Below are 21,940 nucleotides of genomic sequence, written 5' to 3' on the forward strand. Positions count from 1 at the left end.
CCACGCACATGGCCGCGACGACGGTTCACTTCTAACGTCGGCAGCCATGACCAGCAGTTCGCTTCACGGCCGTACCGCCCTCGTCACCGGTGGCGCGAGCGGGATCGGCAGGGCCTGCGTGGCCGCGCTCGCGGCGGAGGGCGTCCGGGTGCACCTCGCGGACGTGGACGCCGCTACCGCTACCACCACGGCGGCGGAGACCGGCGCCGTCGCGCACGTCGTCGATCTGGCCGACCTGACCGACGACGGGCTCGCCGGCCTGCCCGACGACGTCGACATCCTGGTCAACAACGCAGGCGTGCAGCACGTCGCGGCGTTGCACGAGTTCGCCCCCGAGCGGTTCGCGATGATGCAGCGGCTGATGGTGCACACCCCGTTCCTGCTCATGCGCCACTGTCTGCCCGCGATGTACCGGAAGGGCTGGGGCCGGCTGATCAACATCTCCAGCGTGCACGGCGTGCGGGCGAGCCCGTTCAAGGCCGCCTACGTGGCCGCCAAGCACGGCCTGGAGGGGTTGAGCAAGGTCGCCGCTCTCGAAGGTGCCCCCTACGGCGTGACCAGCAACTGCGTGGACCCGGGATACGTGCGCACAGCGCTGGTCGAGGGCCAGGTCCGCGCACAGGCGCAAAGCCGGGGTATCTCCACGACCGAGGTCCTCGACGAGGTCTTTCTCGCGCGCACGGCGGTGAAACGCCTGATCGAACCCGCGGAGGTCGCCGCCGTCGTGCAGTGGCTCTGCGGTGACCACTCGGCACACCTGACCGGCGCCTCGATCCCCCTCGACGGCGGCTGGACCGCAGCCTGAATCTCGCATCCGCCCATCCGCCCATCCGCCCCATCCGCACAACGAAGTGGTGATGAGCCATGTCCGAAATCGAATCCCCGCCACGCCGCTCGATCGTCAAGGTCGTCGGCGCCAGCATGATCGGCACCACCATCGAGTGGTACGACTACTTCCTGTTCGGCCTGGCCGCGTCGCTGGTGTTCAACAAGCTGTTCTTCCCGGGGTTCGATCCGCTGGTCGGCACCATCCTGGCCCTCGGCACGTTCGCGATCGGCTTTCTCGCGCGACCGCTCGGCGGGCTCGTCTTCGGCCACTTCGGGGACAAGGTCGGCCGGAAGAAGCTGCTCGTACTGAGCCTGCTGATGATGGGCGGTGCCACGTTCGCGATGGGGTTGCTGCCCACCTACGGTTCCATCGGGCTGGCCGCCCCGTTGCTGCTGATCCTGCTCCGGCTGCTGCAGGGGTTCGCCCTCGGCGGCGAGTGGGGCGGCGCGGTGCTCATGGTGTCCGAACACGGTGACGCGCGGCGGCGCGGGTTCTGGGCGTCCTGGCCGCAGGCCGGCGCCCCTGGCGGCAACCTGCTGGCCACCGGTGTGCTGGCGATCCTCGCCTCGGTGCAGTCGGACGCGGCCTTCGAGGCATGGGGCTGGCGAATCCCGTTCCTGCTGTCCGGCCTGCTCGTGCTGATCGGTCTGTGGATCCGGCTCTCGGTCGCGGAGTCCCCGGTGTTCCTCGAGGCGGCACGCAAGGCGCGGGAGCAGGTCGTCCCGGAGAAGCCGCCGATCGTGCGTGTGCTGCGTGATGGTTGGCGGCAGATCCTCATCGCCTCGGGCGCGAGGTTCGCGGAGAACGTGTCGTACTACGTGATCACCGCGTTCATCCTGGTCTACATCACCACCGAACTGGACCTGCCGAAGGCGGCCGGGCTCAACGCCGTGCTGATCGGTTCGGCGATCCATTTCGTGAGCATCCCGGCGTGGGGATGGCTCTCCGACATACTCGGTCGCCGGATCGTCTACATCTTCGGGGCGAGCGGGATGCTGGTGTGGTCGTTCGTGCTCTTCGCCCTGCTGGACACCACGTCGCAGGGTGCGATGGTGCTCGCGGTGTCGGTCGGGCTGGTGCTGCACGGCGCGATGTACGCGCCGCAGGCGGCCTTCTTCGCGGAACTGTTCGGTACACGGGTGCGCTACACCGGCGCCTCCATCGGTTATCAGCTCGCGTCCATCATCGCGGGCGGGCTCGCCCCGCTGATCGCGACCGCCCTGCTCGCCGCCACTGGCAGCAGCTTGGCGATCTCGTTCTACGTGGCGGCGACCTGCGTGCTGACCATCGTGGCCGTGTACCTGGCCAAGGAGACGCGTGGAAGCTCACTTGGCGAGGAGCACGACACCGAAGCGGAGGCCGCCGATTCCGCTGCCGAGCGGGCCGCGGACCGTGCTTCGGTGACAACATGAGTGGACTGGCACCGTGAGCGAGTCGGGCACGGCACTGAGCGATGTGCGGCCCGCCGGCGAGTGAGGCAAGGGGCATGAGCGGATGACCGACCCGGGCCACCGGCTACTGGACCTGCTGGCCGCGGGCGCGAGCGCCGAGGAGCTGGCGCGCGTGCCCGCGGCCGACGGTCTCGTGCGGCTCGCGATGCGGATCCGCCGGACCCTCGACGCGCACAGCAGGCGGGAGGCGGAACTGGCGGCGTTGTTCGACACCGCGAGCGACCTGGCCCGGCTCCGGGATCTGGACGCCGTCCTCCGCTCGATCGTGCGCAGGGCGCGCATGTTGCTGCGGGTGGACGTGTCCTACCTCAGCCTCAACGACGCGGCGGACGGCGGCACGTACATGCGGGTCACGGATGGTTCCGCATCGGCGCTTTTCCAGCAGCTGCGCCTGGGTATGGGGGAGGGGCTGGGCGGGCTGGTCGCGCAGACCGCCCGGCCGTACGCCACCGCGGACTACCCGTCCGACGACCGCTTCGACCACACAGGACCGATCGACCGGGCGGTGGGCGACGAGGGGCTGGTCGCGATCCTCGGGGTCCCGCTGGCGCTGGGGGAGACCGTGATCGGCGTGCTCTACGCCTCCGACCGTCGTCCCCGCACGTTCTCCCCGGACGAGGTGGCGCTGCTTTCGTCGTTCGCCGACCACGCGGCGATCGCCATCGACAACGCCAGATTGCTGCAGGAGAGCGACGCGGCGCTGGAGGAGGTGGCCACGGCCAACCGCACGATAAGTGCGCACCACGAGGCGATCGCGCGCGCTCAGGAGGCGCACGACAGGCTGACAGCGCTGGTGCTCGGCGGCGGTGACGTGCCGGAGGTGGCGGCGGCAGTGGCCGAGGTGCTCGGCGGCGGGATCGTCGTGCACGACGCGGATGGCACCGAGCTCGGCCGCTCCGGTCCTGGCAGGGCCGACCGGTCCGAGCGGGCGGTTGCCGCGTCGCGTGCGTCGGGGCGGGCGGTCACGGATGGCGCGGGCTGGCTGTGTGCGGTGCTGGCCGGCCCCGAGCTGCTCGGCAGCATCAGCCTCACCGGCCGAATCGATCTCGACGACGCCGACCGCAGGCTGTTCGAGAGGGCGAGTGTCGTGACCGCGCTGCTGCTGTTGCTGCGCCGTTCGGCGGCTGAGGCCGAGGACCGGGTTCGCGGTGAGCTGGTGACCGATCTGCTGACGGTGCCAGCGCGTGATCCGGTGTCTCTGCTGGACAGAGGGCGCAGGCTCGGGGTGGATCTCGGGAAGGCGCACGTGGTGCTGGCACTTCGGGCGGAGGACGTTGCCAGGGTCAGGCTGGCGTCGGTGGCGGCCCGCTCCGCCACGCTCGCGGGTGTCCATGCCGAAGGAGTCGTCGCACTCGTCGAGGCGGACGGGCACGCGGATCCGGCCGTGCGACCTGGCGATGTGGCCTCGACGATGGCCGCACGTCTCGGCACCCTGCTCGGGATCCCGGTGAGCGCCGGTGCGGCGGGACCGGTGTCCGGGCCAGCCGCGATCGCCGCCGCCCACCGCGAGGCGCGGGACTGCCTGCGGGCACTGGTCGCGCTCGGCCGCAGCGGGCAGGGCGCGGCCGCCGAGGACCTGGGCTTCGTCGGCGTGCTGCTCGGCGACCGCGCCGACGTCGGCGGGTTCGTCCGGTCGGCCTTGGGGCCGGTACTCGACTACGACCAGCGCAGGGGCACTCGGCTCGAGCACACACTGCGCGTGTACTTCGCGAACGCGGGCAACCTGACCAGGGCGAAGGATGAACTGCACGTCCACGTCAACACGGTGGCCCAGCGGCTGGAACGGATTTCGGCGCTGCTGGGCCCGGGCTGGCAGGAGCCGGACCAGGCGCTCGAACTGCAACTGGCCCTGCGCCTTCACCAACTGGCCAGTGCCGCCCCACCCCCGAATTGACCCGCACCTCGCCACGTCCCCAGGTTGGAGCGTCTGCAAGTACGCCCAAGCAAGATCGACATCGCCTTTTTCTACCGCCAAGCTGATTGGCGTGTGGCTGACTTGGTAGCGGTTACAGCACTACTTGATCTTGCATGGTGGTACTTGCAGACGCCCCAAGCTGTGGAGGTGAGGGCGCATCAGGACTGGCGGAGGGGATGGGAGGTGACGTCGAGGTCGGCCAGGAGTTCGTCGAGGAAGCCTGCTGCCTCGGCGGCCGCTCTCGCCGGGTCCCTGTCGATGATCGCGTGCAGCAGGCCACGGTGCCCGATCTCGTTGCCGCTGTCCGCGTTTCCTTGAGCACCTCGCCTTGCCTCACCTGCATCGGCGTCGCGTGCGCCCGGCGATTCGTTCGCCAATCGCGCGGTGCTGGCCACACTCTGCTCGACGACCTCAGTCAGGCCCCGGTAAAGCTCGCTGAGCAGGGAGTTGTGCCCGCACTGCACCACCGTCGCGTGGAACTCCGCGTCGATCCGCACGAAGTCGCCGAGGTCGCCTTCGGTCAACGCTCTGTCCCGCTCGTCGAGCAGCGCGCCGAGCGTGGCCAGTTCCTCGTCCGTGCGGGAGGTGGCCGCCAGCCGAGCACCCTCGACCTCCAGCGTGCGGCGGACCTGCAGTACCTCGCGCAGTTCCGAGCCGCACAGCCGCCGGATCGCCCCGGACACCTCGCTCGTGGCGAGCACGTATGTCCCGTCGCCCTGCCGCACCTCGAGCAGGCCGCTGTGCGCGAGCGCGCGGACGGCTTCGCGAACTGTGTTCCGTCCCACACTCAGCGCCGCGGCCAGCTCCGCCTCAGTGGGTATCCGGTGACCGATGCGCCACTCCCCGTCGGCGACGAGTTCACGCAGCTGGCTGATCACCTGCTCGACGAGTCCGGTGCGGCGGGTTGTGGCCAGAGGCACAGGCGTATCCCTTCGGTCCGATGACGTGGACAAGGATAGTGCGGAACATCATTCATCCAGTCATCCTATGTTTTGTCATACTGGCCGGGTGCCTGTCGACTCCAGCCCCTCGCGCCAGCAAGATCTCTCTGCCCCCGGTTCGGTGGAGGCGCTGATCGACAGCAGGCAGACGCGGGTGGTCGGCGGGCTGCTACTGGCGGTGGCAGTGGTGCTCGTCGCACTCAACCTGCGCCCCGCGATCACCAGCGTCGGTCCGCTGCTCGGCGAGGCCAGGGCCAGTCTCGGCGCGTCGGCCACCTGGGCGGGCGTGCTGACCACGTTGCCGGGGCTGAGCTTCGCCGCGGCCGGACTCGCAGCGCCATGGCTCGCCAGGCGGGTCGGAATGGCCGCCGCGATCGGTATCGCCCTCACAGTGCTCGCGTGTGGACTCGTCCTGCGCGTACTGGACGGTCCCCTGGTCGTGCTCGGCGGCACCCTGGTGGCAACGGCGGGCATCGCGTTCGCCAACGTACTCATCCCCGTGGTCGTCAAGTCCTCGTTCCCCGCCCGGATCGGGCTGATGACCGGGGTCTACACCGCTTCGCTGCAGGCGGGCGGGGCGCTCGGCTCCGCGGCCACACCGCCGCTGGACAGCGCCCTCGGCGGCTGGCGACCTGCCCTCGCGGGCTGGGCCGTGCTGGCGCTGGTCGCGTTGGTGGTCTGGGCGGTCGCGACCAGGGGCGGTGCGATGCGTTCCGCGGGCGCTCCCCGCGCAGGCGACGGTCCCCGCCGCTCCCTGTTGCGCAGCCCGCTGGCTTGGACGGTCACGCTGTTCTTCGGCCTGCAGGCGTTCCTCGCCTACGTCGTGATGGGTTGGTTGCCCGAGGTGCTGATGGACGCCGGGGTGAGCAAGGGCAACGCGGGTCTCCTGCTCGGTGTGCTCTCCCTGATCGCGGTACCGATCAGCCTGACGGTCCCAGCCCTCGCCGCAAGGCAGGGCAGTCAGAGCGGCTGGATCGTCGGACTCGGCGTGTTCGGCCTCTCCGGGTTGTTCGGCCTGCTGCTCGCGCCCGGGGCCGCGCCGCTGCTGTGGACACTGCTGCTCGGCCTCGGGATGAGCGTGTTCTCCCTCGCGCTGACCACGATCGCGCTACGGGCCAGGACCAGCGCCGAGACGGCCCAGCTGTCCGGCATGGCACAGGGCTTCGGTTACCTGCTGGCCGCGCTGGGTCCGTTCATGTTCGGTCTGCTGCACGACCTCACCGGTGGCTGGACACTGCCCTTCGTGATGCTGATCGTGGCGCTCACCATCCAACTGGTGGCGGGCTGGATCGCCGGGCGGCCGCGCTACGTCTGAGGCCGCACGGCCGCCCGGTCCGATCTCGCGATCCGGCGATCACAGCCGCCCGTTGAGTACGGCCGCCGCCGCTCAGTCGTCCAGCGGCAGGTTCAGCAGCGCGTTCTCGACCAACTCCGGCATCGCAGGGTGAATCCAGTACTGGCCATGAGCCATCGTGCGGGCGTCGAGCCCGAAGCTCATCGCCTGGATCAACGGCTGGATCACCGTCGGCGCCTGCGGTCCGATGATGTGCGCACCGAGTAGCTGCCCGGTCGCCGGGTCGGCGAGCAGCTTCGCGAACCCGGTGGTGTCCTCGAGGGCCCAGCCGTAGGCGATCCCCGCGTACTCCTGAGTGGCGGTGACATAGCGCAGGCCCCGCTCCTTGGCCTCCCGCTCGGTGAGGCCCACCGACGCGATCTGCGGAGAGCCGAACACCGCGTGCGGTACGAATCGGTGGTCCGCCGCGATCGGCTCGTCCGGGTGCAACAGGTTGTGCTGCACCACCCGTGACTCGTGATTGGCGACGTGCTTGAGTTCGTACTGGGAACTGATGTCTCCCAGTGCGTATACACCGTCTACATCGGTCTGCTGGTGTTCGTCCACGACAACGTGTCCGCCGTCGGTCGTGGAGATGCCGCCTGCCGTGACGTCGAGCAGATCCGAGTTCGGCCTACGCCCGGTGGCCACCAGCAACAGGCCCGCCTCGACCGTTTCCTCGCCGTCGGGACCGTGCAGGTCGAGGGCGACTCCGTGCTGGGTGTTCCGGGCGCGCAGCGTGTTGCGGTGCAGGCGCACGTCGAAGCGGTCGAGGGCGATCTCGGTGAATCGAGTGCTGATGTCGGCGTCCTCGGCGCGCAGCAGGGCGCCCGAGCGTGCGATCACGGTGACCTGCACGCCCAACGCGTCCAGGATGTGCGCGAACTCCGCCGCGATGAACCCACTGCCGAGGACGATGGCCCGCTCCGGCAGTTCGTCCACGCGCATCACGGTGTCCGAGGTGTGGTATTCCACATCGGACAGACCTGGAACGTCAGGAAGGACGGGGCGTCCACCTGCCGCGAGGACGAATCGGTCCGCGGTGATCGTCTCGGCCGGGCTGCCGTCGCTGAAGGCGACCCGCATCTCCTTCGGCGCGGTGAAGCGGCCTTCACCCTCGTACACGGTGACCGCGGAGTTGTCCACATGCGACGTCCGGTACTCCCGTCCGCCCGCGGCGATGGGATCGATCCGGTCGAAGATCCGGTCGCGTATGTCTCGCCAGCGCACCCCGCGCAGTTCGGCGTCCACTCCCAGCCTGGCCGCGGCCGCAGGAACGGCCGCCAGGTCGGCGGTGTGGACGAACATCTTGGTCGGGATGCAACCGACGTTGAGACAGGTGCCGCCGAACACGCCCTTCTCCACGATCGCCGTCTTCCAGTCGGCGAACCGGTGATCGAGGATGGAGTTCCCCGATCCGGTTCCGACGATCACCAGGTCGTAGTGCGTCACCGTGTCACCCTTCGCTGTTCTTTCCTGTCGACAGTTGGTTAACCCGCGGGGGTCCGGCGTTGTTCCCGTCGTGCACTCGCTCCAGCCGCACCCACGGTAGCCCGGCCGGGGCACCGGAGCCGATGAGATCCAGCAGAGCAGCGGTGTCGGCATGCTCCTCGACGGCGTCGGCGATCCGGTCCAGCATGGCCTCCCGCCGTGCCGCGAAGCCGGGTGTGGCCGAAGGGTGCCAGTCCACCCCCGCCTGCCCTGCGACCTCGGTCAGCCATGCCCGCCGGAATTCGTCGTTCTCGAAGACTCCGTGCCAGATGGTGCCCCATACGGCTGAGCTCTGGACCCCGTCGAGGAACGGTTCGAGGCCGTCCTGTGCCGCATCCTCGATACGAACGACACCGTGATGTATCTCGTAACCGCGTACGGAATGCCCCCGCCAGGAGCCGGTGGGCCTGGCCAGCGACTTCTCCTCGGCGAACCGCACCGACAGTGGCAGCAACCCGAGGCCGGGAACGGAGCCGATACGCGATTCGACCGAATCCTCGATGGTGCGGGCCAGCATCTGGTACCCGCCGCAGATCCCCAGCACCGGCCGGGCCTGCTCGGCCCTGGCCCGCAGCGCCCTTTCGATGCCTCGTTCCCGTAGCCATGCGAGGTCATCCACAGTGGACCGAGTGCCGGGCAGCACCACTACGTCCGCCGCCGCGATCACGTGCGGATCCGCGGTGACCTCCACCGACACACCTGGTTCGGCGGCGAGCGGGTCGAGGTCGGTGGCGTTGGAGACACGGGGAAAGCGCACCGCGGCGATCCGCAAAGTCGCACCATCGCCGGGTTCCTGGCTGCCCCAGCCCGCCATCGCTAGCGCGTCCTCGGAATCCAGCCATGCCTCGGCCAGCCAGGGCAGCACCCCGAGTACGGGCCTGCCGGTCAGCTGTTCGAGCGACTCGAGTCCCGGCCGGAGCAGGGCGGGGTCGCCGCGAAACTTGTTCACCAGGAAGCCCGCCACGAGCGCCTGATCGGATGGTTCGAGCAGTGCCAGCGTGCCGGACATCGCGGCGAGTACGCCGCCGCGATCGATGTCGCCGACCACCAGCACCGGCAGATCCGCGTGCCGCGCCAGCCCCATGTTGACGTAGTCCCCGGAGCGCAGGTTGATCTCGGCGGGACTGCCCGCTCCCTCGCAGATCACCACATCGAACCGGGAACGCAGCTCGGCGAGGGCCGCGTATGCGGCCTCGGCCAGCGCGGCGCGTCCCGTGGCCCATTCGCCCGCGACGAGCTCGCCCCATGGCTTGCCCCGGAGCACGACGTGACTACGCCGGTCCCCGCCCGGCTTGAGCAGCACCGGGTTCATGGCCGACTCGGGTTCGACACCGGCCGCGACCGCCTGCAGCCACTGCGCCCTGCCGATTTCGGCGCCGTCGGCACACACCATCGAGTTGTTCGACATGTTCTGCGACTTGAACGGCGCCACCCGCACCCCCTGGCGCGCCAGCCAGCGGCAGAGGCCCGCGGTCACGGTCGACTTGCCCGCATCCGAGGTGGTACCAGCCACAACCAGCCCGCCACGCCGAGGTCCCGTTGCCGTCGTCCGCACGCCGTTCAGCTTCGCAGAGCCACCGAAGCGCCGCGGACACCACCCGGTTCAGCGACACCGGATTGGGCTTCAGCCGATTAGGGTGTATCGCCGAAGCAGGTGTTGCCGGTAATGGCGCGCCTACAGCCAGTCGTAGGACCGGAGGGATGATCTCATGCCGCAGAGGTACCGGCGCGCCCCGATCGCGGCCGCGTTGGCCCTGGTCGCCGCCGCGGCCTTCGTCCCATCCGCCGGAGCGGACGTAGCGACGCCGAGGGCGGGAGCCCAGCCGAACATCGTCGGTGGCGAGGAGGCCTCCCTGGCCGACCACCCCTACGCCGTGTTCCTGACCGACGGCGGCGGCCACCAGTACTGCGGTGGCGTGCTCGTCGGCTCCCGGTCGGTCGCCACCGCCGCGCACTGTGCGCTGGCCGTGCGGCGCGCCGACCTGCGGGTGGTCGCCGGCCGGGAGGACAAACGGTCCCGGGACGGCTGGGAAGTGTCCGTCCGGGACGTCTGGATCGCCCCTGGGTACCAGGAGCCGTCCGCCGGGAACGATCTCGCCGTACTCACCTTGCGCGACCGGGTGCCCTACCGTCCTGCCACCGTGGCCGATGCGGACGACAGCGAGCTGTACGCGGCCGGGACCAAGGCCACCGTGATCGGCTGGGGCCGCATGTCGGCCGGGGGAGCGCGGTCGAACACGGTACGCAGCGCGCAGGTGCCGGTGGTGAGCGACAGCGACTGTGGCAAGGCATTCCGCAGCTACGATGCGACGACCATGCTCTGCGCGGGCTACCCGGAGGGTGGTGTCGACGCCTGCCAGGGTGACTCCGGCGGGCCGCTGATGGTCGGCAGCCGGGTCATCGGCATCGTGTCCTGGGGCGAAGGCTGCGCCGAGGCGGGCAAGCCCGGTGTGTACACCAGGGTGTCCACCTACGCCGACCAGATCCGGGAACAAACGGACTGACCAGGTAGAACCGCGCCGGTCCTGGCGTGATTGACTTGCCAGGATGAGTGACATCAAGGTGGCTAGCGGCGACGAACTGAACACGGCCGATGCCTACGCGATTCTCCGGCTGCGCGTTGACGTCTTCGTGGTGGAACAGGAATGTCCCTATCCCGAACTCGACGGCAAGGACCTGCTGGCGAGCACACGGCACTTCTGGATCGAGGCCGAGGACGCGGCTGAGGGAGTACTCGGCTGCCTGCGAGTGCTGGTGGAACCGGATGTCGGCTACCGGATCGGACGCGTGTGCACGTCGGAGAAGGCCCGCGGTAGCGGGCTGGCCGCTCGGCTGATGGCTGCCGCCCTCGACGTCATCGGTGATGCTGAGAGTGTGCTCGACGCACAGACCTACGCCACCGGCTTCTATGCGAAGTTCGGGTACCTGACGGTGGGGTCGGAGTACCTGGAGGACGGGATCCCGCACATCACCATGCGCAGGCCGGCCGCCTGAACTGCAAAGTCGGGCGCCGGAACTGCCAACTCGGGTCAGTTGGGGGCGGTTTCGGTGATTACCGCGACCGCGCGGTCTACATCGGACTCGGTCAGGTCGGCGCGGGCGGTGAGCCGGAGGCGGGACACGCCGTCCGGCACCGAGGGCGGCCGGAAACAGCCGACCCGGATTCCTTGTTCGGCACAGCGGGCCGCCCACGCCACCGCGTCCTCCGCGCTCGGCGCGCGTACCGAGACGACGGCCGCCGCGGGCGCGCTGACGGAAAGCCCCGCGTCGCCAAGTCGCATGGCGAGATTCTGGGCGGTGGTGCGGACCTTGGTGGCCAGGTCCGGTTCGCCGCGTAGCACCCCGAGCGCGGCCAGAGCCGCCGCCGCACTCCCGGGTGCCAGTGCCGTGTCGAAGATGAAACTGCGCGCGGTGTCCACGAGGTGGCGGATCACCCTGCGGGGCCCGAGAACGGCTCCGCCCTGGGCGCCGAGCGACTTCGAGAGGGTGATGGTGGTGACGACGTCCGGCTGACCGGCGAGGCCCGCTTCGTGGACCGCTCCCCGGCCGCCGTCGCCGAGCACACCGAGCCCGTGTGCGTCGTCCACCAGCAGTGCGGCACCGTGTTCCCGGCAGACCGCGGAAAGTTCGGTCAGCGGGGCGAGATCGCCGTCCACGGAGAAGACCGAGTCGGTGACCACCAGCGCTCGTTGCTTGCGGCGGGTGCGCAGTGCGTGCGCGACGGCGTCGGGGTCGCTGTGGGCGACGACGGCGACGTCCGCGCGGGAGAGCCTGCAGCCCTCGATCAGTGAGGCGTGGATGTACTTGTCCGTCACGATCGCCGATTCGGCGCCGGACAGCGCCGTGACGACTCCGAGGTTCGCGGCGAAGCCCGAGGAGAACACCAGTGCTGCCTGCGTGCCGCAGAACCGGGCCAACTCGTGCTCGAGTTCGGCGTGCAGTTCCGTGGAGCCGGTGACCAGCCGGGAACCGGTGGAGCCCGCGCCCCAGCGCAGGGAGGCCGCCGCAGCAGCGCCTGCGACCCGCTTCTCCCTGGCCAGGCCGAGGTAGTCGTTACCGGCGAGATCGAGCTCGCCGGTGTCGGGTGTGCGGGCCCGCAGACGACGCACAAGACCCGCCTCCGCACGCCGCTGCGCCTCGGTCTCGAGCCAGTCGAAGACCTGTTCGGGCGGAGCGGCGGCGATGGCGGGTCCTGGTGCGTTCACGTCTGGCAGTCTCGCATCGCCTGGGAAGCGGCAGAACCGCACCCTAGGTTCTGGATATCAGCCCTCGGTACGGCGACGGGCTGGCCCTCGGCCGCCCTGCGGCCTGCCGAACTGCGACCGGCCTCGGCCGCCGCCGTTGCCGCCCTGCTCGCGACGACCGCCGAACGGCGGCCTTCCGCGACCGGCCGGAGCACCGGTACGGCGTCCGCCAGAGGAGGACCGCGGCGCACGGAACTTGGGCTCGGGGACCGGCTCGCCACTCGGGGTGCGCGCACCGGTGATCCGAGTCAGCTCGTGCTCGCCGGGGCGAACAACGGTCTGCTCCGCCTTGACGCCTGCGCGGTCGATCATCCGGCGAACCATGCGGCGCTGATCGTTGGTGACCATCGTCACGACGGTGCCTGAGGCGCCCGCACGCGCGGTGCGGCCCGCACGGTGCAGGTAGTCCTTGTGGTCGGCTGCCGGGTCAACGTGCACGACCAGGCTGATGTCGTCCACGTGGATGCCGCGAGCCGCGACGTCGGTGGCGACCAGGACCGGAGTCCTGCCTTCCTTGAAGTCCGACAGCACGCGGTTGCGCTGGCCCTGGGTCTTGCCACCGTGCAGCGCGGCCGCGTGCACGCCGCTGGCCCTGAGGCGCTCGGCGAGGCGGTCCACGTGGTGCTTGGTGCGGACGAACATGATCGTGCGGCCCTCGCGGGCGCCGATCTCGGTCAGCACGGCCTGCTTGTCCTGGTGCGACACCTGCAGCAGGTGGTGCTCCATGGTGGTGACGCTGGCGGTCATCGGTGCGATCGAGTGCGTGACCGGGTCGGTCAGGTACGCCTTGACCAGCTTCTCCACGTCACCGTCGAGCGTGGCGGAGAACAGCAGTCGCTGTCCGCGAGCCGGGGTGAGGTCGAGGATCTCCCGCACCTGGGGCAGGAAGCCCATGTCGGCCATCTGGTCGGCCTCGTCGAGCGTGACGAAGTTGACGTCGGAGAGCACGCAGGTGCCCTGCCGGACGTGGTCCGAGAGCCGGCCGGGGGTGGCGATCAGCAGGTCGACGCCCCGGTTGAGTGCCTCGGCCTGCCGGTTGAAGGCCATCCCGCCGACGGCGGTGCGGCACCACATGTTCATCGACTTAGCCAGCGGGGTCAGCGCGTCGGCGACCTGCATGGCGAGTTCCCGGGTCGGGACCAGCACCAGCGCCCTGGGGCGCTTGGCGCGGGCCTTGCCGCCGTCGAGCCGCGTCAGCAGGGCGAGGCCGAAAGCGAGGGTCTTGCCCGAACCGGTCTGTGCCCTGCCGAGCACGTCGCGGCCGGCGAGCGCGTCGGGCAGCGTCGCCGCCTGGATGGCGAATGGGGTGTTCATTCCCGCCTCCTGCAGCGTGCGCAGCAGCGGAGCGGGCAGGTTCAATTCGGCGAACGACTTCACCGGAGCGCCGCTGGCGGTGCGCGAGAGCGCATCCGCGCCGGCGTGCTGCTTCGGCTTACGGGTCGAACGGTCGGAATCGAGCGTGACTGTCACAGAAATGCCTCGTGCCTCTCGGACGTGGAACGTCGCAAGGAGGCCCGGGCGCCCGCACGCAGGCGGGCTGACATGAAGATCAAGTGGGCGTTCACAGGGACGAACCCGGCGGCGATCCCGCGGGGGAACCACAACACCGTTGGGGGGTGGAGCACCGCGCCTGTCTGCCGGCTGACGGCGCGAAAGCGCGCTGTCAGTTGCGGTGCGTCACCTACTGTACCTCAGCGAGTGGGCGGCCTCAGGTGAGCCCCATCGCGGCGTGGAGATCGGCGGTGAGCCCGGTCACGTCCAGCATGTCGTCCGGCAGACCTCGCGAGGCGAACCAGTTCGCCACATTTCGCACGTCACGAGCGAGGAAGTCGAGTCCGGACGGGTTGGCCAGCACGTCAACCACCTGCGGAAGATCTATCAACACGATCTGTCCCTTGTGGACCAGTATGTTGTAGGCGGAGAGGTCGCCGTGGGCGAGGCCGCGCACGGCGAGTGACTCGAGAGCCGCCGTCGTCTGGTGCCACAGATCACGCAGTTCACCTCCCCGCGGGCGCAGTTCGGCCAGCCGGGGAGCCGCTGTGCCGTCGGCGTCGCCGATGAACTCCAACAGCAACTCGGTCCCGTCCCGCTGGACCGGGTAAGGCACGGGGGCGCCCGCGGTCCAGAGCGTCGCGAGTGTGGCGAACTCCGCGACGGCCCATTGCTCGGCGACCAGGTTGCGACCGAAGGACGTCCGCTGTCGCATCGCCCGCATCTCTCGCGAGCGGCGCATGCGCCTGCCCTCGAGGTAGCCGGCATCGCGATGGAACAGCCGGTGTTCGTCGCCCCGGTACCGCTTCGCGGCGAGCAGGCAACTGGGCTCCGCGCCCGGCAGGCCACGCCGCAGCAGGTGAACGTCGGCCTCCTTGCCGGTCTTGAGTACTCCGAGCTCGGTGTCGACCGCACCGAGTTCGGTGACCACCCACGCGGGCAGGGGGCGCGGTCCTTGCTCGCAGTCGCCCCAGGTGGACCAGCGGTCGCCGTCGCCGGGTATCTCGGTCTCGAACGCGTCGTCGCGTAGTTCCCGCAGACGTTCCTTGGCCGCCTCGGTGAGGCGGCCGGAACGGGCGGGCTGGATCTCGTCGTCGAATCGGGGTTTGCGCCGTCGACGGGGAAGGTCGTCATGAGCGTGCTGGAAATCGTGCGATCGCACTGGTGAGACTCCTTGGCAGAAGTGGAAGCCCCACCGGTACGACTGGCTCAGCCGGGTGGGACAGCGGAGAGGGTGCGGACGGCATCCGCGACATCGACGGCCATCGGCTACCTCCTCTCGTTCCACTCAGCGCATTCGCTCGGTGCCCGTATCGAGAACGTGCGGGCGCGATCACAGCTACGTGCCGGACCGGTCCACCATGGCGTCCGCCGCACGCGCCCGCAACCGATTTTCGTGAGCGGTCAGTGCATCCGCAGTTCGGTGCGCGAGCTGAGCTTGAGCTTGCGCAGAATTCCGGCGACATGCTGCTCGACGGTCCTGCGGGAAAGGAACAGGGCGTCCGCTATCTCCCTGTTCGTCCGCCCGTCGGCCACCAGCCGAGCGACATCGCGCTCGCGGGGCGAGAGCTCGTCACCGTAGCCCCGCCTGCCCCGCCGCGACGGCTGTCCCGCACCGCCCGAACGCAACAGGTGCCGGCAGCGTGCGGCGTCTCGTGCGGCGCCGAGCGTGTCGAACGTCGCGGCGAGCCGGGCGAGGAGCGCCTCGGTCCCCGCGTCGAGACCCTGCTCGACGAGCAGCCGGGTTCGCCGTTCGGTGGCCAGCGCGGCGAGATAGGGAGCGGGGAGTTCCTCGTACGCGGCCGCTGCCTCGCCCATCAGTTCGGCGGCCCGGTCCGGCAGGGCGTCCTCCAGTGCGAGCAGTCCGCGGCAGTGGGTGAGCGCGGCCTGAGCGACAGGAGTGTCGTGTCCGGCGATGCCCGCTTCCAGGTCCTCGGCCAGGGTGCGGGCCTCGGATGCCCGGCCCGACCGGCAGAACGCCTCGACGGCGGATGGCGCCAGCGGGCCAGCCCACACCCAGACACCCTTCTTGCGCAGGATCCGCAGGGCCCGGTCGGCCTGTGCCGTCGCCTCCTGCAGGTCTCCCTTCGCCAGCTGTAGGCGGATCATCTCCGAATGGGCGGCGAGCACCACCGGGGTGACGGCGTTCTCCGGATCGTCGATGCCGGTGTGTTCGAGGTGCCCGGCCGCGCGGTCCCATTCACCGGCGGCGACCGCCAGCGAGCCGAGTACGAGGGAGAGTTCGCCGGTTATCGGCAACAGGTCGTGGTACTCCTCGAGCAGCCGCTGCGCCCGCTCGGCGAGGCCGTCCCACGATCCGGTGAGCCAGTCTACGTGTGCCTGGGTCGCGCGGGCGGTGCTCACGACAAACGGTGCTCCGCAGTCGGCCGCGAGGCGGATGCCGCTGCGGATGTAGTCGTGTGCGCGGTGGTGGTAACCGATCCAGGAGCACGAGTCGGCGATGTTGCAGTGTGCTCGGGCGAGGAACCGTTGTTCCTCCGCGGTCGTCACGCGCTCGGGTAGCCGCTCGGCCAGCCGCCATGCCGCCGGATCGCCGACATGCAATCTGGCGGCGATGCTGTTCGCCAGTAGGCCGGTGGACATCGGGCCCGGTCCCGCCTGCTCGACCATCTTGTCCACCTCGTCGAGCCAGCGCAGGTGCTCCGCCACCGGCGTGGTGCCGATGTAGGGCTGCGCGAGCACGGACATCGCTTTGGCGCGCAACTCCGGCCGATGTTCCAGCTCGTTGATCGCATGCGTGATCTCGAGCCGGCCCGCGGCGAGGCCGCCTGCCTGCCGGATGAGCAGCAGACCGAGGCTGAGCCGCACCTCTCCACGGACCACACCGGAAAGCCGGGGGTCGGTCAGCAGCCGCTCCAACGCGGCGGTGACCTCGTGCTGGGCGAGACCGTTGAAGGCCACCCCGCTGAGCTTTCCCGCCAGTCTGTCCACATCGGGCGACGGAAGATCCGGACTTTCGAGCAATGACCGCAGGCATGCTGTCGCGGTTCCCGCGTCTCCTGCCGTGGCCGCGGCGTCGGCGGCCGACTCGGCGTAGTACACCCAGTCATTCCTGGCACCTGCCTTACGGCAGTGCTCCGCGAGCTGCACCAGTGGCAGCGGATCCTGTGCGCGGAGTGCTTCCGCGGCCCGCAGGTGGAGTCGTTCGCGGTCCGGCCCGGCCAGGGTGCGGTAGACCGCCTGCTGCGCGAGTGCGTGCCGGAAGGCGTATCGGCAGTCGGCGGGTTCCAGCAGCACGTTGGCGTGCAGTGCCTGCGCCAGGGCAACCCTGCCCCGTTCGGTGGTCAGCCCGGCCACCGTGGTGATCAGCTGGGCCGAGGCCGGTACGCCGAGCACGGCAGCGGCCTGGGTGACCCTGCGTGCGGGCAGCGAGAGCCCGGTGAGCCGCTCCAGCATCGCCTCGCGCAGCAGCGCTGGCACCTCGACGTTGTCCAGCAGCCGTCGCGCCGTCGCGCCACTGGAGCGCACGGCGCCCTCGGGGTCACGCAGGGCACGCAGCGTTTCCTCGACGACGAACGGGATGCCGGCCGTGCGTTCGTGCAGACGCGCGGCGAATCCGGTGGAGACCAGATGGACGCCGAGAATCGCCGAGGTGAGTTTGCGGACCCCTTCCGCGTCGAGTGGCTGCAGTTCCACCGTGGCACTGACTCCGCCTGCCGCGGGCCGGTAGGCGGTTCCGAGTGCGATACCCCCGGGGACGTCCTCGCGGCGGTACGTCACGAGCTGGCTCAGCTGGGCCGGGGGCCGCGACATCAGGAAACGCAGTAGCTGACGGGATCCGTCGTCGGCCCAGTGCAGGTCCTCGATCACCAGCAGCACCGGGCCGAGCGCGGTGAGCAGTTCGCGCACAGCCCGGAACAGCCGGTGTCGATCCGCTCGCGACTCCCCGAGTGGCTCGGGCTGTTCCGGGAGGGCGTCGGCCAGCTCGGGCAGACAGGGGCGCAGGGCGCCGGCCACAGGGCTCAGCGCGGAGGAGTCGATGCGCCGTGCGTCCAGTCCGCGAAGCGCATCGAGCACGACGCCGTAGGGGAACGGTTCGCGCAGTGGCTGGCAATGACCGAGCAGCACTCGTTGTGCGGCCAGCTCGGGCTGTTCGAGCAGTTCGGTGACCAGTCGCGTCTTGCCGACCCCCGCCTCGCCCTCGACGAACACGACGGCGCCGGGACGGGTCGCGACGGAGATCAGCGTCCGCAGCTCCTCCGAACGGTCGACCAGAACGGGTGAACTCGTGCGCACCGTGGTTCCCCACGCCAGCGACGAATCCCTGTGCGGCATCGAGCGTGTCATGGTCGGCTCCCACCTCGCCGAGTCTGGATGTGTCCTGCGACACACACCTTCGAGTTTGCCGACTGTAGATGCTCGTGTCCGATTCGACTACCTGCTTTCGCAGGTCAATGCCATGCCTCGTGGCCAGATCGTGATCATTTGTTCGAGATTAGATACGTACTCATACCTAGACAGGCCTCGGTTGTTCACCCGATGGGGAGAGCCAACAGTGAGTCGAGCGTGGCTGTGAGTTACCTGAGTTTTTCCCCTGCCGATGCCGCGCCGTGGCCGCCTGGTCACGAGGTCAGCGAAATGGAGTATCTGATGCGTCAACATCATCGATCCCGGCGAAGGGTCGCGGGGGCGAGCGTCCTGGCCGGCGCGACCGCGCTGGCGGCCTTCGCGGTCGCGGGTAACGCCGTGGCGCAGGAAACGGGCGAGATTCGCGGAGCAGGTGCCGAGGGCACCGTCGACGGCAGTTACATCGTGGTGTTCGAGGACAGCGACGTGCGCGCCCAGGCCGTCGAGACCAAGGCGAAGGAGCTGGCCGCGAAGTACGACGGGCAGCTGACCTTCACCTATGACACCGCGCTACGCGGGTTCTCCGCGAAGATGAGCGAGGGCCAGGCCCTCAAGCTCGCGGCTGAACCACACGTGGCCTACGTCGAGCAGGACAAGGTCGCCACGACGATCGCGACCCAGAACAACCCCACGTGGGGCCTGGACCGCATCGACGAAGCGGACCTGCCCATGGACGACAAGTACACCTACCCGGACAGCGCGGGCAGCGGCGTGACGGCGTACATCATCGACACCGGTGTCCGGAAGACCCACAACGAGTTCGAGGGCCGCGCGTCGGACGGCTACGACTTCATCGACCGGGACCCGGTGGCCAACGACTGCAACGGCCACGGCACGCACGTCGCGGGCACCGTGGGCAGCAAGACCTACGGTGTCGCGAAGAAGGTCGACCTCGTGGGCGTGCGTGTGCTCAACTGCCAGGGAAGTGGTCAGTACTCGCAGATCATCGCCGGGCTCGACTGGGTGGCCGAGAACGCCAAGCTGCCCGCTGTCGGCAACATGAGTCTCGGCGGCTCGGCCGACAGCTCGGTCGACGATGCGACCAGGGGAGTCATCAACGCGGGTGTGACGATGGCGGTCGCCTCCGGCAACGCCAACACGGACGCGTGCGGGACATCGCCCGCGCGCGTGGGTGAGGCCATCACCGTCAACTCGACGGACAGCAACGACTCCCGTTCGTCGTTCTCCAACTACGGCCGCTGCACGGACATCTTCGCCCCTGGCCGCAACATCACCTCCACCTGGAACGGTGGCGACTCCGACACCAACACCATCAGCGGGACCTCGATGGCGACGCCGCACGTGGCCGGTTCGGCCGCGCTGCACCTGGCGATCAACAAGAGCGACAGCCCAAGTCAGGTGGGTGACGCGCTGGTGGGTAACGCGACCAGCGGCAAGGTGACCAACCCGGGCAGCGGCTCGCCCAACGAGCTGTTGAACATGTCCTACCTGAACGACGATGGTGGTCCTGTCGAGCCGCCGACCTGTGACGGTGGCACCAACGGCGACGACGTGTCCATTCCGGACTCGGGCTCGGCGGTGACCAGCGAGCTGACGTTCGCCGACTGCACGAGCAAGGGCACGACGGGCACCTCGATCGCGGTCGCGATCAAGCACACCTACACCGGTGACCTGAAGATCGACCTGGTCGGCCCGAGTGGAACCGTGTACGAACTGAAGGCCGCTGGTGGTGAGAGTTCGGTGGACCTGACGAAGACCTACACGGTCGACACCTCCGCTGAGAACCGCACCGGGATCTGGAAGCTGCGAGTGCAGGACGTCTACGACTACGACTCCGGAAGCATCGACAGTTTCGGCGTGACCTTCTGAGTCACGCCGGTTGAGCTCCATTCCAGGAGGGGCAGTGTCCGCGGCGCGGAGGTCCACAGCTCCGCGCCGCGGACCCGTTTCCCCGTAACCGATCCCCGTCGATTCGACGGTTCTTGAAGGGAACGACCGAGCATGAGAAGAACGAGAAGAGCGGTTGGTGTCGTGGGGGTGTTCTCCATGGTGCTGGCCACCGGCATCGGCGCGTCCGCCACGGCGGCGACGGCGGCCGAGGGGTCGATCGTGCAGGCGAGCCAGCATGTCCCCGGCGGCTACGTGGTGTCGCTGAAGGACGGAGTGCAGGCGACGTCGAGTCCGGATGCGGTCAAGCAGGCTGCCACAACCCTGGTGGAGAAGTACTCCGCCGAGTTGAAGTCCACGTTCACCGCGTCCATGCAAGGATTCGCGGTGCGCGGAATGAGCGCGGCAGATGCGCGCAAGCTCGCCGCGGAGCCTTCGGTGCGGACCGTGTTCGAGGACGGTACGGCGAAGATCGCCGATACCCAGACCGGTGCGACCTACGGCATCGACCGGGTGGACCAGCGGGAGCTGCCGCTGGATGAGAAGTACACCTACAACAACACGGCCGACGCGGTCACCGCCTACATCATCGACACCGGGATCCGCTACTCCCACAACGATTTCGGCGGTAGGGCGAAGAGCGGGTACGACCACGTCGACGAGGACCCGGACGCGAACGACTGCAACGGTCACGGCACGCATGTCGCGGGCACGGTCGGCGGAAAGACCTGGGGGCTGGCCAAGAACGTCAGCCTGGTCGGGGTGAAGGTGCTCGGCTGCGGGGGATCGGCGCCCGATTCCGACTCCATCGAGGGCATCGAGTGGGTCACCAAGAACGCGGCACTGCCCGCCGTCGCCAACATGAGCCTGACCTTCGACACGCCGAACATCGGTGACGAGGCGATGGCCGGGATGATCGACGCGGGCGTCAGCACGGCAGTGGCCGCAGGAAACGCGGGTGCGGATGCCTGCAACACCGGCCCGGCGAAGATCCCCGAGGTGATCACGGTCGGCGCGACCGACGCACAGGACAACCGGGCCAGCTTCTCCAACTACGGCAGCTGCGTAGACCTGTTCGCTCCCGGCAACAACATCACCTCCGCCTCGAACGGCAGCGACAACGGCAGCACCAACATGTCCGGTACGTCGATGGCAAGCCCGCATGCCGCCGGCGCGGTGGCTTTGTACCTGCAGGCGAACCAGAGTGCCACCCCGGCACAGGTCAGCGAGGCGCTGAACTCCAACGCCACCACCGGCGTCGTCAGGAACCCGGGCAGCGGTTCGCCGAACCGCCTGCTGTACACCGGATTCATCGGTGGCGGTGACCCAGGCGACCCGCCGGACGGTGAGTTTTCGTTGTCGGTGGTGCCGGGTTCGGTGAGTGTGGAGCCGGGTGGGTTTGTGTCGGCGACGGTGAACACGACCGCGGGTGAGGCTGGTGTTGAGGACATCGCGTTGTCGGCGTCGGGGTTGCCGTCCGGGACCGAGGCGGTGTTCCAGCCGTCGACGGTGGCGGCCGGTAAGACCGCGAAACTGACCCTGGACACCGCCACCAGCACCCCCACGGGCACCAGCACCGTGACCGTGACCGGCACCGCCGGGTCCGGCACCAACACCACCACCATCACCCTCACCGTCGGCGACGGCAACGAACAACCCCCCAGCGACATCACCCTGACCCTGTCCCCAACCAGCAGCACCGTCCAACAAGGATTCTTCGCCACCACCCGCATCACCGCCACCGGCGGCGACGGCCCCATGACCCTGACCGCCCACGGCGCCCCCGGCACCGTCCAATTCTCCCCCACCACCATCAGCAACGGCCAAACCTCCACCGCCTACTTCTGGACCAACTTCAACACCAACCCCGGCACCTACCCCATCACCATCACCGCCACCGACACCACAGGAGCCACCGACACCGCCACCTACACCCTCACCATCACCCCCTTCGGCTAACCCACCCACCAGGGGGTGCGGGGAACCCACCCGCACCCCCCGGTCGGCGGGTTAGCCGTAGGGGGTGATG

The 21,940-nt window shown here is 69.3% G+C and carries 15 protein-coding genes; 8 read left to right on the plus strand and 7 right to left on the minus strand.

Annotation, left to right across the window (positions count from 1 at the left end):
* The first annotated feature begins 46 nt into the window (after positions 1 to 46).
* From D0C15_RS21300 to D0C15_RS21310, 3 genes are all read left to right on the plus strand, one after another.
* Positions 47 to 805, plus strand: coding sequence for a 3-hydroxybutyrate dehydrogenase (locus tag D0C15_RS21300; protein WP_116048354.1), 759 nt, complete (start codon positions 47 to 49; stop codon positions 803 to 805).
* 59 nt (positions 806 to 864) lie between these two features.
* Positions 865 to 2,241, plus strand: coding sequence for an MFS transporter (locus D0C15_RS21305; RefSeq protein ID WP_162830182.1), 1,377 nt, complete (start codon positions 865 to 867; stop codon positions 2,239 to 2,241).
* Between the two features lie 82 nt (positions 2,242 to 2,323).
* Positions 2,324 to 4,174: a helix-turn-helix domain-containing protein gene (locus D0C15_RS21310; RefSeq protein WP_116048356.1), complete on the plus strand. Its 1,851-nt coding sequence runs from the start codon at positions 2,324 to 2,326 to the stop codon at positions 4,172 to 4,174.
* 179 nt (positions 4,175 to 4,353) lie between these two features.
* Here D0C15_RS21310 and D0C15_RS21315 read toward each other — a convergent pair whose 3' ends face one another.
* Positions 4,354 to 5,115: a FadR/GntR family transcriptional regulator gene (locus tag D0C15_RS21315; RefSeq protein WP_116048358.1), complete on the minus strand. Its 762-nt coding sequence runs from the start codon at positions 5,113 to 5,115 to the stop codon at positions 4,354 to 4,356.
* Between the two features lie 67 nt (positions 5,116 to 5,182).
* Here D0C15_RS21315 and D0C15_RS21320 point away from each other — a divergent pair, with 67 nt between their 5' ends.
* Complete coding sequence (locus D0C15_RS21320) at positions 5,183 to 6,451, plus strand: CynX/NimT family MFS transporter (RefSeq protein WP_116048360.1); 1,269 nt, start codon at positions 5,183 to 5,185, stop codon at positions 6,449 to 6,451.
* Positions 6,452 to 6,523: 72 nt separating this feature from the next.
* Here the strand turns inward: D0C15_RS21320 and D0C15_RS21325 are convergent, their stop codons facing one another.
* Positions 6,524 to 7,921, minus strand: coding sequence for a mycothione reductase (locus D0C15_RS21325; RefSeq protein WP_116048362.1), 1,398 nt, complete (start codon positions 7,919 to 7,921; stop codon positions 6,524 to 6,526).
* A 4-nt stretch (positions 7,922 to 7,925) separates the two neighbouring features.
* The gene (locus tag D0C15_RS21330) at positions 7,926 to 9,473 is read right to left on the minus strand and encodes a cobyric acid synthase (protein WP_245976085.1); all 1,548 of its coding nucleotides are present in this window, start codon (positions 9,471 to 9,473) and stop codon (positions 7,926 to 7,928) included.
* A gap of 196 nt (positions 9,474 to 9,669) precedes the next feature.
* Here D0C15_RS21330 and D0C15_RS21335 point away from each other — a divergent pair, with 196 nt between their 5' ends.
* Together D0C15_RS21335 and D0C15_RS21340 are read left to right on the plus strand one after the other, a co-directional pair.
* A complete protein-coding gene (locus D0C15_RS21335) occupies positions 9,670 to 10,464 on the plus strand; it encodes a S1 family peptidase (RefSeq protein WP_116048368.1) in 795 nt (264 codons plus the stop codon).
* A gap of 43 nt (positions 10,465 to 10,507) precedes the next feature.
* Complete coding sequence (locus D0C15_RS21340) at positions 10,508 to 10,954, plus strand: GNAT family N-acetyltransferase (protein WP_116048370.1); 447 nt, start codon at positions 10,508 to 10,510, stop codon at positions 10,952 to 10,954.
* A gap of 35 nt (positions 10,955 to 10,989) precedes the next feature.
* Here the strand turns inward: D0C15_RS21340 and D0C15_RS21345 are convergent, their stop codons facing one another.
* The 4 genes from D0C15_RS21345 to D0C15_RS21360 all read right to left on the minus strand — a co-directional run bounded on the left by D0C15_RS21345 (position 10,990) and on the right by D0C15_RS21360 (position 18,003).
* On the minus strand, positions 10,990 to 12,165 hold the full coding sequence (locus tag D0C15_RS21345) for an 8-amino-7-oxononanoate synthase (RefSeq protein ID WP_116048372.1): 1,176 nt from the start codon (positions 12,163 to 12,165) through the stop codon (positions 10,990 to 10,992).
* 57 nt (positions 12,166 to 12,222) lie between these two features.
* Positions 12,223 to 13,674 (minus strand): DEAD/DEAH box helicase, encoded by a 1,452-nt coding sequence (locus D0C15_RS21350; RefSeq protein ID WP_162830183.1) that lies wholly within the window; start codon positions 13,672 to 13,674, stop codon positions 12,223 to 12,225.
* A gap of 238 nt (positions 13,675 to 13,912) precedes the next feature.
* Entirely contained in the window at positions 13,913 to 14,857 is a 945-nt protein-coding gene (locus D0C15_RS21355) for a serine protein kinase RIO (RefSeq protein ID WP_116048374.1), read from the minus strand.
* A gap of 242 nt (positions 14,858 to 15,099) precedes the next feature.
* On the minus strand, positions 15,100 to 18,003 hold the full coding sequence (locus tag D0C15_RS21360; protein ID WP_245976087.1) for an ATP-binding protein: 2,904 nt from the start codon (positions 18,001 to 18,003) through the stop codon (positions 15,100 to 15,102).
* 303 nt (positions 18,004 to 18,306) lie between these two features.
* Between D0C15_RS21360 and D0C15_RS21365 the strand changes: the two genes are divergently transcribed.
* Together D0C15_RS21365 and D0C15_RS35510 are read left to right on the plus strand one after the other, a co-directional pair.
* Positions 18,307 to 19,893: a S8 family peptidase gene (locus D0C15_RS21365; protein WP_116048414.1), complete on the plus strand. Its 1,587-nt coding sequence runs from the start codon at positions 18,307 to 18,309 to the stop codon at positions 19,891 to 19,893.
* 132 nt (positions 19,894 to 20,025) lie between these two features.
* Positions 20,026 to 21,870 carry a S8 family peptidase gene (locus D0C15_RS35510; RefSeq protein ID WP_281270723.1) on the plus strand — a complete coding sequence of 615 codons (1,845 nt, stop codon included), beginning with the start codon at positions 20,026 to 20,028 and terminating at the stop codon, positions 21,868 to 21,870.
* Positions 21,871 to 21,940 lie beyond the last annotated feature (70 nt).

Origin of the sequence: Amycolatopsis palatopharyngis (assembly GCF_003385185.1) — a bacterium.
In the GTDB taxonomy this organism is placed as follows: Bacteria; Actinomycetota; Actinomycetes; order Mycobacteriales; family Pseudonocardiaceae; genus Amycolatopsis; species Amycolatopsis palatopharyngis.